At 72.0% G+C, this 13,383-nt stretch carries 9 protein-coding genes; 5 read left to right on the top strand and 4 right to left on the bottom strand.

Annotation, left to right across the window (positions count from 1 at the left end; all coding sequences use genetic code 11):
• Positions 1-17 precede the first annotated feature (17 nt).
• On the top strand, positions 18-821 hold the full coding sequence (locus ACWGR4_RS25595; RefSeq protein WP_380003730.1) for an IclR family transcriptional regulator: 804 nt from the start codon (positions 18-20) through the stop codon (positions 819-821).
• Positions 822-856: 35 nt separating this feature from the next.
• On the opposite strand, the gene ACWGR4_RS25590 is transcribed toward ACWGR4_RS25595, so the two are convergent.
• Both ACWGR4_RS25590 and ACWGR4_RS25585 read right to left on the bottom strand, forming a co-directional pair.
• Entirely contained in the window at positions 857-2,422 is a 1,566-nt protein-coding gene (locus ACWGR4_RS25590) for an alpha/beta hydrolase (RefSeq protein ID WP_452130350.1), read from the bottom strand.
• A gap of 134 nt (positions 2,423-2,556) precedes the next feature.
• Entirely contained in the window at positions 2,557-3,480 is a 924-nt protein-coding gene (locus ACWGR4_RS25585) for a winged helix-turn-helix transcriptional regulator (RefSeq protein WP_452130349.1), read from the bottom strand.
• 87 nt (positions 3,481-3,567) lie between these two features.
• Between ACWGR4_RS25585 and ACWGR4_RS25580 the strand changes: the two genes are divergently transcribed.
• Both ACWGR4_RS25580 and fusA read left to right on the top strand, forming a co-directional pair.
• The gene (locus ACWGR4_RS25580; protein ID WP_452130348.1) at positions 3,568-5,022 is read left to right on the top strand and encodes an MFS transporter; all 1,455 of its coding nucleotides are present in this window, start codon (positions 3,568-3,570) and stop codon (positions 5,020-5,022) included.
• A gap of 809 nt (positions 5,023-5,831) precedes the next feature.
• Positions 5,832-7,958, top strand: coding sequence for an elongation factor G (gene fusA / locus ACWGR4_RS25575; RefSeq protein WP_452130347.1), 2,127 nt, complete (start codon positions 5,832-5,834; stop codon positions 7,956-7,958).
• Between the two features lie 966 nt (positions 7,959-8,924).
• Here the strand turns inward: fusA and ACWGR4_RS25570 are convergent.
• Together ACWGR4_RS25570 and ACWGR4_RS25565 are read right to left on the bottom strand one after the other, a co-directional pair.
• Positions 8,925-9,587, bottom strand: a complete 663-nt coding sequence (locus tag ACWGR4_RS25570) for a response regulator (protein WP_452130346.1) — start codon at positions 9,585-9,587, stop codon at positions 8,925-8,927.
• Complete coding sequence (locus tag ACWGR4_RS25565; RefSeq protein ID WP_452130345.1) at positions 9,584-10,630, bottom strand: sensor histidine kinase; 1,047 nt, start codon at positions 10,628-10,630, stop codon at positions 9,584-9,586. The genes ACWGR4_RS25570 and ACWGR4_RS25565 overlap by 4 nt, the downstream gene beginning before the upstream one ends.
• 132 nt (positions 10,631-10,762) lie before the next feature.
• On the opposite strand from ACWGR4_RS25565, the gene ACWGR4_RS25560 reads away from it, so the two are divergent.
• Positions 10,763-11,470, top strand: coding sequence for a DUF2306 domain-containing protein (locus ACWGR4_RS25560; RefSeq protein WP_452130344.1), 708 nt, complete (start codon positions 10,763-10,765; stop codon positions 11,468-11,470).
• Positions 11,471-11,556: 86 nt separating this feature from the next.
• Complete coding sequence (locus ACWGR4_RS25555; RefSeq protein WP_452130343.1) at positions 11,557-13,341, top strand: histidinol-phosphatase; 1,785 nt, start codon at positions 11,557-11,559, stop codon at positions 13,339-13,341.
• Positions 13,342-13,383: the final 42 nt, after the last annotated feature.

Genomic DNA, 13,383 nt, shown 5'->3' with positions numbered 1-13,383 from the left:
CCTGATAGCGTTCCCGGATGCCAGGAACCACCCCCCGGGACGCCGACCACGGGTCGGGCCATCGTGGGCGCAACTCCACGGCCGACCGCGCCCTCGACATCCTGCTGCTGTTCCGCGACGACCGGCTCGCGCTGACCGCGTCGCAGGTCGCGGGGCATCTGGGGGTGGCCCGGTCCACCGCGTACCGCTATCTGCAGAGCCTGACCGCCAACGGGTTCCTGGAGGAGAACGACGGCGGTGTCGGCTTTCGGCTCGGGCCGCGGGTGCTCGACCTGGCCCGGCTGGCGCGCAAGGGGGTCGGGCTGTCCGAGCTGGCCCGCCCGGTGATGCGCGAACTGGCGCTGGCGGTCGGCCAGCCGGTGCTGCTGACCCGGCGCGCCGGCGATTCGGTGGTGTGTCTGGAGCGCGAGGAGGCGCTGCACACGTTGCGCCTGTCCTATGAGCGCGGCCAGGTGTTCCCGGTCAACGCCGGCGCCGCCGCACTGACCCTGCTGGCGTGGGCGCCCGACGCCGACATCGAACGGGTACTGGCCCGCCCGCTGCCGCGCTTCACCGACGCGACCATCACCCACCCGGACGAACTGCGGGTGCGCCTGGCCGGGATCCGGGCCCGGGGCTACGCGGTGGCCCGCGGCGAGTTCGACCCGGACCTGCTCGGCATCGGCGCGCCCGTACATCGCGAGGACGGCGCGATCGTCGCGGCGGTCAGCATCGCCGCGCTGTCCCACCGCATCCCCGACGAGCAGGTGCCGCACTATGTGACGGCGGTCCGCGCCTCGGCGGCGGAACTGTCCGCGCGAGTGAGCCGGATGGGGTTGTAGCGGGGGCGGGCCGCCTTTCGGTGTGCCGCGCCCGCTCAGTCGGGTGCGCAGTGGGTGGTCGGCACGGGTGCGCGCGGGTCGATCAGGTAGTGGTCGGTGAGTGCCGCCGCGCAGCGGTTCTTGTCGTAGCTCATGTGGCCCCAGCCGGCCGCGGTGACCAGGGTCGCGCCGCGGATCCGCCGCGCCGCGTGTACGGCCCAGGACAGCGGCGTCTGCGGGTCGTGCCGATTGTTGACCAGCAGGATCGGTGCGTTGCCGGCCACGCGGTAGGGGTGCGGCGGGTTGGTCACGGGAGTGGGTCGGCCCAGGCAGTACGTCATCGCGTTCCAGGCCTGGATGTTGCGGCGCATGTGCGGCGCGAGCGCCTTCGACCGCCGGTCCACGGCGGCGAGCGCGCCCGGGTCGGGGATGTCCAGGCTCCAGTCGGAGCAGAGCACGGCCTGCGAGGTGCGGTCGTCGAGGCCGGGGACGTACGGCGGGGGCGGCGCGGGCAGCGGCGGGGCGGCGTCCATGCCCGCGAGCAGGTCGGCGACCCGGTTCCGGGCGACGGTGAGCGTCTCGGCGGGATCGTGTTTCAGGTACGACATCAGGAACTGCACGCCCGACAGCAGGTTGTCCGGCCCGAGGCCGTGCGCCGGGTCACCGGGCACGTACAGGGTGCCGGCCTGCGCGCGGGCGTAGAGCCGTTCGAACAGGGCCTCGACGTCGCGGCCGTGCAGTGCGCAATCGGTGCTGCCCGCGCACCACTTCACGAATTCGGTGAAGGAGTCCTCGGCGTCGACGGCCTCGGATTCCAGGAATTCGGCGCCGTCGATCGAGTGGTCCATGTTGCTGTCGGCCACCAGGGCGCGGAAGCGGTGCGGGAAGAGTTCGGCGTACTGCTGTGCCATCAGCGTGCCGTAGGACACGCCCCAAAAGCTCAGCCGCGCGTCGCCGAGCGCGGCCCGCAGCGCGTCGATGTCGCGGACCACGGCGAGCGTGTCGAGGTGTTCGTACAGCGGGCCGGTGCCGACCCGGCAACCGTCCGCAAGCCGGCGGTTGTCGGCGGCGAACGCGGCGAATCCGGCCGGGGTGGTGGGGTCGGCGGTGGGCCGGGGGCCGGCCTGCGGGCAGTCGAGCGGGGCGCTGCGGCCCCATCCCCGCGGATCGAAGCCGACCCGGTCGAACCGGGCGTCGATCTCCGCCGAGAAGAAGTTCTTGTAGGTGCCGACCACGTCGTCCACGCCGAGCGAGCCGGGGCCGCCGTAGTTGAGCACGAGGGAGCCGATGCGGCGGGTGGGGTCGGTCGCCTTGCGTCGGGCCACGGCCATCTCGAAGGTCGCGCCGCGCGGTTTGGTCCAGTCGACGGGCAGGGTGAGCGTGCCGCAGTCGGCGGTGGGGTCCTGGGCGCACGGTTGCCAGGCGATCGGGCCGGGGGTGCCGGCGGTGGCGAGGTCGGCCTGTGCGGGGCGGGCGGGGTCGGCGGGGCGGGCGGAGGGCGCGGCGGCGGCGAGCACGGCGACGCTCGCGCCGACGAGGACCGTCGCGAGCGCCGTCGAGCCGCGTGCACGCCCGCGCGGTGGGTACCGAAATCGTGGCCTGCGTGGCGAGTTCGCCCTCATGCGGACGCTCGCGAGGATCGTGGTCGCATGCCGCGAGACTAGGGGGATCGTTCGGCTTGTACGTCCTGCGTGGGCACTAGGCCGCAGGTGTCGGCGGTGGTTGCGGGTCCGCCCCGGGGTGGAGCCGGTGTCTCCTACCCGGCGGTGGAGGCGGGGCGGGTTCGGGCGTCGATCAGGGCCAGCGCGTCGGCGACCGAGCCGGCCGGGTCGGGGAGCGGGTACAGGACGCCGCGCACGGTGCGGGTGTCGTCGAGGAGCAGGGTGAGCCGCTTGAGGCGGTCGACGCCCGCGGCCCGGAAGGTGGGCAGGCGTAGTGCGGCGGCCAGTTCGAGGTCGGCGTCGGACAGGAGCGGGAACGGGATGTTCGCGTGCGCGGCGAACGCGGCCAATTGGTCGGGGCGTTGGGTGCTGACGCCGAGCACGGTGGCGCCGCGGGCGGCGAATTCGGTGAGGCGGTCGCGGTAGGTGGCGGATTCCAGGGTGCAGCCGGGGGCGCCGGGGATTTGGTCCCAGCCGGGGGGATGCCCCTGGACGCCGGGGGCGTAGGCGCCGGGGAAGCAGTACAAGACCGTCCACGGGGTGTCGGCGATCGGGTCGACGCGCTCGGCGGGAGTGGTGGCGGTGGCCTCGGACGCGGCGGCGGGGCGCAGGGTGAGCGCGGGCAGTTTGGTGCCGACCAGGGCGTGCGCCTGGCGGGCCTCGGCCGAGTCGGCCTCGCCGGTGGCGGTCAGCGTGCCGTCGCCGAGGACGAACCGCGTGCCCCAGTTCTGCAGGGCGACCAGGACCGGGAGCAGGCCGCGCCCGGCGTCGGTGAGGTGGTACTCGTAGCGCGGCGGGTGCGGGTGATAGAGCCGCTTCTCCAACACGCCGTGCTCGACCAGGGCCTTGAGCCGCTGGGCCAGCACCTTGCGGCTGATCCCGACCTGTTCGTGGAGCGCGCCGAACTGGTGTACGCCCGCCGCCACATCGCGCACGAGCAGCAGGGTCCACCAGTCGCCGACGACGCCGAGCGCCTGGGTGATGGCGCAGTCGGCGTCCGCCAGATCGGTATATCGCATGTCACCTCGTCTTGCCTGCGTCGATGCGCTCACTATAGTGAGTTTCCATTGGTTACTCACTTGGTGGCTGCGGGGCAGGGGGTGCGGATGTCGGGCGAAGTGGATGCGACGGGGTTGGCGGGAGCAGGGGCGGGGCCGGCGCCGGGCGCGGTGGGGGCGACGGGGGGCCGGGCGGCGGGCTCGGTGGTTGCCGCGGGGGCGGGTGTGGACGCGGTGGCGGGTGCGGCGATCGGCGCGGGTGCGGCGATCGGTGCGGCTGCGGGCGGGTCGGGCGGCGGAGCGGGCGCGGTGAGCGGTGTGGCGCCGGGCGCATCGGGTCGCGGGAGCGGGCCGGTCGGTGGGGGTGGTGCGTTCTGGCGCTACTGGGCCGCGCTGACGATCAGTCATGCCGGGGACGCGGTCACCGCTGTCGCCCTGCCGCTGATCGCGCTTCGCGGCCTGCACGCGACGAGTCTCCAGGTCGGTTTGATCACCGCCGCGCAGTACACCGCCTGGATCCTGATCGGGCTGCCCGCCGGGGTGATCGTGCAGCGCCTCCCGCTGCGCGGGACCCAGGTCGCGATGGACGTGGTGCGCGCGGTCGCGATCGCCTCCGTCCCGATCGCCTGGGCGCTGGACGTACTGATCCTGTGGCAGTTGGTGCTGGTCGCGTTCGTGGTCGGCCTGGCGAGCGTGGTGTTCGATGTGGGCAACTCGACGCTGCTGCCGTCGATCGTGAGCAAAGAGGAATTGACGTCCCGCAACAGCCTCACTTCCGGCTCGGTCGCCGCCACCCAGCTCGGCGGCCCGTCGCTGGCCGGCGTACTGGTGCAACTGTGCGGCGCGGCGAGCGGTTTGCTGGTGGACGCGGTCAGCTACCTGCTCTCCGCGGTGCTGCTGCGCACGCTGCCCCGCCCGGCCCGGCAGGCGCCCTCGGACGGCGGCCCCTCGTTGCGGGCGCGGATGGCCGAGGGCCTGCGCTACGTGCGCCGGCATCCGGCGATCCGGCCGTGCGTCGCGGCGGTGACGGCCGTGAACTTCGTCTGCGGGGCGTTGATGGCGCTCGTCCCGGCCCTGCTCGTGCGCACGTTGCACGCGCCGACCGCGCTGGTGGGCGTACTGATCGCGACCGAGGGCGTCGGCAGCCTGATCGGCGCCGCGCTGACCACGCGCCTGGTCGCCCGCTTCGGCAGCGCCCGGACGCTGATCGGGGCCGCGCTGCTGACGCCCGTCGCAGTCGGCTGCATACCGTTCGCCGGCCACGGGCTCGGGCTGCTCGCCTTCGCCGCGGCCAATGCCGCGTTCGGCGCCGCCGTCGTGATGATGAGCATCGTCACCCGCACCCACCGGCAGACCGTGACGCCGCCGGAGTTGCTGCCTCGGGTGATGGCCACCGTCCGCTTCGTGTCCTGGGGCGCGATCCCGTTCGGGGCGCTGACCGCCGGGCTGGCCGCCACGTGGCTGGGCAACCGGGGCGCGCTGGGCACGATGTTCGGTGTCGCGCTGCTGACTCCGGTGGTGTTGGGCGCGAGTCCGATCCGGCGGATGCGCGACCTGGTCTGAACCGGGCGGCAAAAATCCGGGTGACCGCGAGCGAGTTCGTGATCTACGGTGGGCGCATGGATGTCACGTTCAAGCGAATCGGTGCGCGACGCCACGCGTTCGGCACCCGACCGCGGAGCGCCCATCCGACGTCGAACCGGGAGCCGTGGAAGGGCCGTTGGCCCGATCGCTCCGGGTCGCCTCGCGGCTGAGCCGCGTTCTGCGCCGTAGCGCGTGGTCGTGTCGACGCATTGACGAGTTGTTGCGTTGTCGCGTCATCGCACGGCTGCACTTTCGCGCTGTTGCGCTGGTGTAGGTAGTTGCGTCGTCGTGTCGTTGCGTCGTTGTGTCGTGACCGGAAACGGTCCCGGCCGTAGGTGGTAGGTGGGTCGGCGACCGTCGACCCACCCGCCGACGCGCGGCCGTATCGCCGCCGCCCCGAGCCGACCCAAAGGCCGCCGCCGCGCGCCGAGTCCGATCCGTTCCGGCTCCGCCCGTCGCACGCCGATCCCCCACCGATCCGCCGATGCCGCGCCCTCGCGCCGCAGCGGTTCGGCGTACCGTCAGGCCGCCCTCCCTCGGCCTGCCCGGTGTCGTCGAACCCTGCGCGCGGTGCGCCCATGGGTCGATGGAGTGTGCCCGGTCGCAACTCGACCAGCCCCGGCGGCCGTTCGCCATCCATCCCCGGTGTGCCCACCGGTGCTTTCCGCTGCCCCGTACGTGGTGTGCGAACTCCCGTACGGAGTCGACGGATCGCCGTGTGCTGCCCGGATTCGGCACCACCCGTCCCACCCCTTCGTATAAGACATGAGAGAGGGCTTCAGGCCGTCATGACCAGAACCGCACGCCACCTCGACCTCGCCACCGTCCGCAACATCGGGATCATGGCCCACATCGACGCCGGCAAGACCACCACCACCGAGCGGATCCTGTTCTACACGGGCGTCTCGTACAAGATCGGCGAGGTGCACGACGGCGCGGCGACCACCGACTGGATGCCCCAGGAGCGCGATCGCGGCATCACCATCACCTCCGCCGCGATCTCCTGCGACTGGACGCTCGACGGCGTCGCACACCGGATCAACCTCATCGACACGCCGGGACACGTCGACTTCACCATCGAGGTCGAACGTTGCCTGCGCGTCCTCGACGGCGCGGTCACCGTGTTCGACGGCGTCGCGGGCGTCGAGCCGCAGTCCGAGACGGTGTGGCGCCAGGCCGACCGCTACCGCGTACCCCGAATCTGCTTCGTCAACAAACTCGACCGCACCGGTGCCGAGTTCCATCGCTGCGTCGAGATGATCGGCGAACGACTGGGCGCGGTGGCCATGGTCGTACAGGTGCCGATCGGCGCCGAGGCGGACTTTCGCGGGGTGGTCGACCTGGTCCGGATGCGCGCCCTGGTCTGGTCCGCGGACACCGGACTCGGCGAGGCGTACGACGACGTCGACATCCCGACCGCGTACCTCGCGGACGCCCGCCGATGGCGCGAACGGCTCCTCGAGACGGTCGCCGAGCACGACGACGCGATAATGGAGGCGTACCTGGCGGGCATCGAACCCAGCGAGGCACAACTGCACGCCGCGATCCGGCGGATCACCATCGCCTCCGGTCGCGGCGACGGTCCCACCGTCACGCCCGTCCTGTGCGGAACCGCCTTCCGGAACAAGGGGGTTCAACCGCTGCTCGACGCCGTGGCGCGCTACCTGCCGTCGCCCCTGGACGTGGGGGCGATCCAGGGCCACGCGGTCGGCGCGCCGGAGACGGCCGTCGTACGCGCGCCGTCGCCCGAACAGCCCCTCGCGGCACTGGCGTTCAAGATCGCGAGTGATCCGCATCTGGGCAGGCTGACGTTCCTGCGGCTGTACTCCGGCAGCCTGACCGCCGGCGACCAGGTACAGAACTCGATCAAGGGCCGCACCGAACGTGTGGGCAAGATCTACCGCATGCACGCCGACAAACGAGAGGAGATCGCCGCCGTGGGCGCGGGCGACATCGTCGCGGTGATGGGGCTGCGCCGGACCACCACCGGCGAAACCCTGTGCGATCCGGCACACCCGGTGGTGCTGGAGTCGATGGACTTCCCGGTCCCGGTGATCGAGGTGGCCATCGAACCCGCGTCCCGGGCCGACCAGGAGCGGCTGGGCGTCGCGATCCAACGACTGGCCGAGGAGGACCCGTCCTTCCGGGTCAAGACCGACCGGGAGAGCGGGCAGACCATCGTCTCCGGCATGGGCGAACTGCACCTGGAGGTGCTGGTCGACCGTATGCGGCTGGAGTTCGACGTGGCCGCCTCGGTGGGCCGGCCGCGAGTCGCCTACCGCGAAACGGTGAGCGCGCCGGTGTCCGGACACGACTACACGTACCGCAAACAAAACGGCGGCAAGGGCCAGTTCGCCAAGGTCCGCATCGCCATCGAACCACTGGAGGGAGACGGCTACGAGTTCGTCGACAAGGTCGTCGGCGGCCGCGTCCCGAAGGAGTTCATCCCCTCGGTGGACGCGGGCTGCCGAGCGGCGATGGAACTCGGGGTCCTCGCGGGCTACCCGCTCACCGGCCTGCGGGTAACCCTGCTCGACGGCGCGTTCCACGAAATCGACTCATCCGAAACGGCCTTCCGCATCGCGGGCTCACTGGCCTTCAAGGAGGCCGCCCGCCTGGCCCGCCCAACCCTGCTCGAACCGGTGATGGCGGTGGAGGTGACCACACCCGAGGACCACTTGGGCGACGTCATCGGCAACCTCAACGCCAGACGCGGCCAGGTCGAGGCCCTGACCGACCGCTCCGGCGCAAAGGTGATCACCGCACTGGTCCCACTCGCCGAAATGTTCGGCTACGTAGGCGACCTACGCAGCCGAACCTCCGGCCGAGCAAGCTACACAATGGAGTTCCACTCCTACACAAGGGTCCCACCCCACCTGACCCCCGAAATCCCCATGGGAACAACCGCGGCATAACCCACAGCCCAAAGCCGCCAACCGAAGGCCGATAACGAAGGAGGAAGGCCCCCGCCCCCGCCCCCACCCCCGCCCGCCACCGGGACCCCGCCCCGGGTGGCGGGCGGGGCACTGGCCGGGGGTGGGACACCGCCGGCACGGGGGACGCTCCCGGGGGGATTGGGATGCGTCCGGCGTGCGCTGTGTTCGTCGTCGCGGGCGGCTGGTGCGGGGCCGGTCCGAGTCGACGATGGACCGCCGCCGGCGCGCGTGGTTCAGAGACCTGAGGCGCCCGACGAGCCGAGCGCGTTGCTCGGCGAAAACCGGCCGGCAGCAGGGGCGGGGAGGGCGCTCGGGTCGAGTCCTCGGACCGACCTTCCCGAGTGGGGCGGGTGTTTCCGGCGAGCGGTGGCATGTGGGTGACGAAGGTTCACGAACCCGGATTGCGTGCGGCACCGGCGCCTCACTTCGAAGGAAAACCGCAGGTCAGCGCAAGCGGGGGCCGTTTCGAGTGCCTCGGGATCGGGTTTCGGCTCCCACTGGGCACTTTCGGCCTCCTCGACAGCCTCTGTGAGATCGCAGTACCTGAAGCCGACTACGGCTGTGCGGTTCCGGTCTCCACACCGGCATCGAGAAGGCCGGAGCACACGAAACCGGCACCCGCCACCCGACTTTCCACCCCGACCCCACAAAACCGCAGGTCACCGAAGCTCAAAGCCCACAACCACCCACCGAGATCCGGTCCCGAACCCCAACCGCCCCCCAAACACTCTCGAAACACCCCAACCCAGGCCCCCAGCAGACTCAACCTGATCCCTCACCCACTCCGCCGCTGCCGGCCGGTTTTCGGTAAGCAATGCACCCGCCTAGCCGAAATCCCGAGTCTTGGAGCCCCGCACGCCGGCGGCGCCGGCCCACCCCGCGACCCCGGCCGACCCCGAATCACCCAGCCGCGCACACCCACCCACTCCCCGCCGCCCCCGTCGTTCAGCCCCCGGTCGGTGGGTCGCTGCGGTAGGCGAAGCCTGTGCGGTAGGACCAGACGACGGCTTGGGTGCGGTCGCGGACATCCAGTTTGGCCAGGATGTGCTTGACGTGGGTTTTCACCGTTTCCACCGATAGGTGCAGTGTGTGGGCGATTTCGGTGTTGGACTGGCCGCGGGCCATCGCGCGCAGTACGTCGGCCTCGCGGTCGGTGAGGCGGCGCGCGCGCATGTGGTCGGGGCCGATTCGCGCGGCGTGCGAGGCGAAGAGGCGGCGGGCGACCGCCGGTGAGACCACCGCATCGCCGGCCGCGACCGCGTGGATGCCGGCGATCAGCTCCTCCGGCGTGGCCCGCTTGAGCAGGAAGCCGTCGGCGCCCGCCGCGATCGCGTCGTCGACCACCTCGTCCAGGTCGAACGTGGTGAGCACAAGGACGCGCGGCCGATCCGGCACGGCCATCAGGTCCCGGGTGGCGGAGACGCCGTCGCGAACGGGCATCCGGATGTCCATCACCACCACGTCGGGCCGATGTTCCAGCGCGGCCCGCACCGCCTCGGCGCCGTCGGCTGCCTCCCCCACCACGGTGATCCCGGGCTCTGCCCGCAGCAGCGCCTTCAATCCGCTCCGGACCAGCGCGTCGTCGTCGGCCAGCAGCACCCGGATCACGAACGCACCTGCGCCGGCAGCGTCGCCCGTACCCGAAAGCCCGTCGGCACCGGGCCGGCCTCCACCTCGCCGCCGACCGACCGGGCCCGCTCGCGCATGTTGACCAGCCCGCGCCCGGGCCGGCCCACCCGCAACTGGCTGCCCTCGTTGACCACTTCGAGCACCACGGTGTCGTCGACCTGGGCCAGTTCGACGTCGATCCGGCCGCTGTCGGTGTGCCGCAGGGCGTTGGTCAGCGCCTCCTGGACGATCCGGTGCAGCGCCTGCGCGACCGTGGCGCCCACCTGTATCTCCTCCGTGGTCAGCCGCAGTTCGCGGCCCGCGGCCCGGACCCGATCGACCAGCGCGGACAGGTCGGTGGTCGGCCGGTCGGCGTGCATCACTCGGACCAGCCGATCCAGCTCCCCCAGCGCGTCGCGCCCGACGCTCTCGATGTTGCCCAGCGCCTCCCGGGCGAAGGTCGGGTCGTCGGCGAACACCCGGCGCCCGACCCCGGCCTGCATCACCATCACGTTGACCGCGTGCCCGATCGAGTCGTGCAGTTCGCGGGCCAGCTCGGTGCGTTCCTCGGCCCGGACCCGGGCGTGCTCGGCGACCGCCGCGGCTCGCCGGCTGCGCGCGGCGTCGCCCGCGACCATCGCAACCAGGAAGCACACCGTCACGTTGAACACGTCGGTGGGCCCGATCGGCGCCCGGTCGACCACGAAGTAGCCGCCCACCGCGGCGAGCATCACGGCCACGCCCGTCATCCGGGCGGTGGTCCCGCGCAGCGAGAACAAGGTGAACAGCGAGATCCACACCGGCCACTGGGTGACCGTGGTGGAATAGCCGGCCGCCGCGTTGACCACCACGAGCAACGACGTGGCGACCACCACGCCCACCGGCGCGACCCGGCGCGGGAACAGACACAGCGTGGACCCGACCGCGAGGCTCAGACCGACCGCGTCCAGCCCCCGGTAGGGCGGGTCGGCGGGGGCGAGCACGGTCACCGCGACCGCGCCCGCCACGAACGCCGGCGTGAGCCAAACGTCGGAAGTGCGCATGCCCCATCCTGCACCGGCCCGCCCCACCCCGGTCCACCCCCGCGCGGCGGAGAACGATCTCCCTCGCACGAGGGAGGGGATTCCCCGCTCCGGGGGGCGAGCGCGAACCCCTCCGCTTCCTAGCGTGGTGACATGCCGCGAAAGGACGCCATGACCACGACCACCCCGACCACCACCGCGCACCGACCCGACCCCACCCGACGTCGCACCGTGGGCGTCTGGTGGCTCGCGCTGAGCGCTCTGGCGATCGCCGTGTTCGCCCCGCTCCCCTACCTGACCGAGTCCCTGGTCGCCCTCGCCCGCGACGACGCCGACATAGCGGGCAACTACGCGTACCGGCCGAAGTGGCAGCAGGCCTTCTTCTACACGCACATCGTGGCCGCCGGCCTCGCCCTGCTGCTGTCCCCCGCCCAGCTCGCGAGCCGAATACGGCTGCGCGCGCCCCGCCTGCACCGGGCCTGCGGCCGGCTGGTCCTGCTGTGCATCACCGTGGGCGGGGTCGCCGGCCTGGTGCTCGCGCCGATGAACCACGCGGGCGCGGTGGGCACCGCCGGCTTCGGCATGCTCGCGGTGTTGTGGGTGGGCTGTGCCGGCTTCGGGTTGCGGGCGATCCGGCGCGGCGACCCGGCCCGGCATCGCCGCTGGATGCACCGGGCCTTCGCGTTCACCTACGCGGCGGTGACGCTGCGCCTGTGGCTGATCCTGCTGGTGCCGCTGACGGGCGACTTCGACCGTGCGTACACGTTCGTTCCCTTTCTGTGCTGGGTGCCCAACCTGATCGTGGTCGAATGGCTCCTCCACTCCCGCGCGCCCCGAAAGATCATCCCGCCCGTCATGTGATCAAGGTCTGCGCGTCGCCCGCGCGCCACCTTTGCCTCATAGCGTCTGGCCGGTATTCGCCCCTCCCCCGAGCGCAAGGAACCCACATGGCGACCGAGGACCACTCGCTTCCGGCCGATCGGCCCCTACCGCAGCTGCCCGAGTGGGCCGACCCGGAGGTGGCCGAGGACCGACTCGACGCACAGGGGGTGTCGCGCCGAGGGCTGATCGGTCGAGCCGGGCTGTTCGGGGCCGGATTCCTGGGTGCCTCGGCACTCGGGATGACCGGCGCGGGCGTGGCGGCGGCGGCCGAGTCCGACGACGCGATCCAGGCGAGTTCGCGCCCGGGCCAGGACGGCCCGCCGAGCAAGTACGTCTACCTCGTGGGCGACCACCACGTGCACACCGTCTACAGCCACGACGCCAAGTACGGCTTCGCCCAGTCGGCGGCGCAGGGGCGGCAGTTCGGCCTGGACTGGATCGTCTACACCGAGCACGCCAACTTCGGCCACGCCAACGCCGGCGGCGCGGAGCGCGAGCACGCGGAGATCCTCAAGGCCCGTCAGGAAAACCCGCGGGTGCTGATCTTCCAGGGCCTGGAGTGGTACGTCCCCGCCGCCGAGCACGCCACCATCATGGTCGCGCCGGGCCGCAACGAGGTGGAGCTGCTGCGGCAGTTCGAGCTGACCTTCGACGCCAAGCTGAACAAGTTCGACGTGGGCGCGGTGGGCGACCCCAAGACCCCCGCCAACGAGGCCAAGGCGGTGGAGGCGATCCGCTGGCTCGGACAGCGCCGCCGCGAGGGCTTCGTCGAGGACGTCCTGGTGCTGGCCAACCACCCCAGCCGGCTCGGCATCGTCTCCCCGCACGAGCTGCGCGCCTGGCACGACGCCGACCCGTCGATCTTCCTCGGCTTCGAGGGCGCGCCCGGCTCGCAGGCCAACGCCGACCCGGCGTGGGTGAAGTATCGCGAGGGCCAGACGGGTCCTGGCACCTTCCAGCGCGGCGAATACCAGAACGCGCCGTCGCCGCAGAGCTGGCCTCGCTACCCGATCGAGAGCTACCGCACGTTCGGTGGCTTCGACTGGATGACCGCGACGGTCGGCGGCATGTGGGACGCGCTGCTGTCCGAGGGCCGGCTGTGGTCGGTCACCTCGAACTCGGACAACCACCGCACCATGTTCGACACCTACGCCGACGGCGACTACCCGCCCGGCAAGGGCTTCGACGACCTCGGCTCCAAGCCGCTGCCCAAGGACACCGGTGTCCCGCAGCCCGGCAGCGACTTCTGGCCGGGGCAGTTCAGCCGCACCCACGTGGGCGTGGAGCGGTTCGGCTACCGCGACGTGATGAACGGCCTGCGCGCCGGGCGCGTGTGGGTCGACCACGGCCAGCTGCTCGACGGCCTCGACGTGTGGATGGTCGCGGACAACGGCCACAGCGAACCGGTCACCCTGGGCGGCCGGTTGCCGCTGGCGGCCAACCGGGGCGCCACGCTCTACATCCGGGTCACCACCGCGAGCCGGCCCAACTACCACGGCGTGGTGCCGACCCTGGCGCACGTCGACGTGATCACCGGCACGGTCACCGGCAAGTCCCGCGACGCCGACTCCTGGCAGGCCCCCGACGCCCGGGTGACCAAGCGCATCGACGTGGCCGGCCGTACCGGCACCTACACCCTGAAGGTACAACTGCCGCGCCGGAACAAGCCGTACTACGTCCGACTCCGGGGCAGCGACGGCAACCGGCACGGCGTCGGCCCGTTCGGCGCGGGCGTCGACCCGGCGGGCCCGATCCAGCACCCGAACAACGACGGCGACCCGTGGCGCGACATCTGGTTCTACAGCAACCCGATCTTCGTCGACGTCAAGAGCTCGCACTGGGGGGACTGACCCGGGGTCGGCGGGGTCGACGTCCCTTGCCCGGACGTCGAC

It is taken from the genome of Embleya sp. NPDC055664 (assembly GCF_053618075.1).
This window is presented reverse-complemented; position numbering and strand designations above follow the sequence as displayed.

What these genes read in the sequence shown, in the direction of transcription:
- ACWGR4_RS25585 (WP_452130349.1), bottom strand. Translation starts at nt 3,480, where the DNA reads ATGCGATATACCGATCTGGCGGACGCCGACTGCGCCATCACCCAGGCG.
- fusA (WP_452130347.1), top strand. Translation starts at nt 5,832, where the DNA reads ATGACCAGAACCGCACGCCACCTCGACCTCGCCACCGTCCGCAACATC.
- ACWGR4_RS25595 (WP_380003730.1), top strand. Translation starts at nt 18, where the DNA reads ATGCCAGGAACCACCCCCCGGGACGCCGACCACGGGTCGGGCCATCGT.
- ACWGR4_RS25555 (WP_452130343.1), top strand. Translation starts at nt 11,557, where the DNA reads ATGGCGACCGAGGACCACTCGCTTCCGGCCGATCGGCCCCTACCGCAG.
- ACWGR4_RS25590 (WP_452130350.1), bottom strand. Translation starts at nt 2,422, where the DNA reads ATGAGGGCGAACTCGCCACGCAGGCCACGATTTCGGTACCCACCGCGC.
- ACWGR4_RS25560 (WP_452130344.1), top strand. Translation starts at nt 10,763, where the DNA reads ATGCCGCGAAAGGACGCCATGACCACGACCACCCCGACCACCACCGCG.
- ACWGR4_RS25580 (WP_452130348.1), top strand. Translation starts at nt 3,568, where the DNA reads ATGTCGGGCGAAGTGGATGCGACGGGGTTGGCGGGAGCAGGGGCGGGG.
- ACWGR4_RS25565 (WP_452130345.1), bottom strand. Translation starts at nt 10,630, where the DNA reads ATGCGCACTTCCGACGTTTGGCTCACGCCGGCGTTCGTGGCGGGCGCG.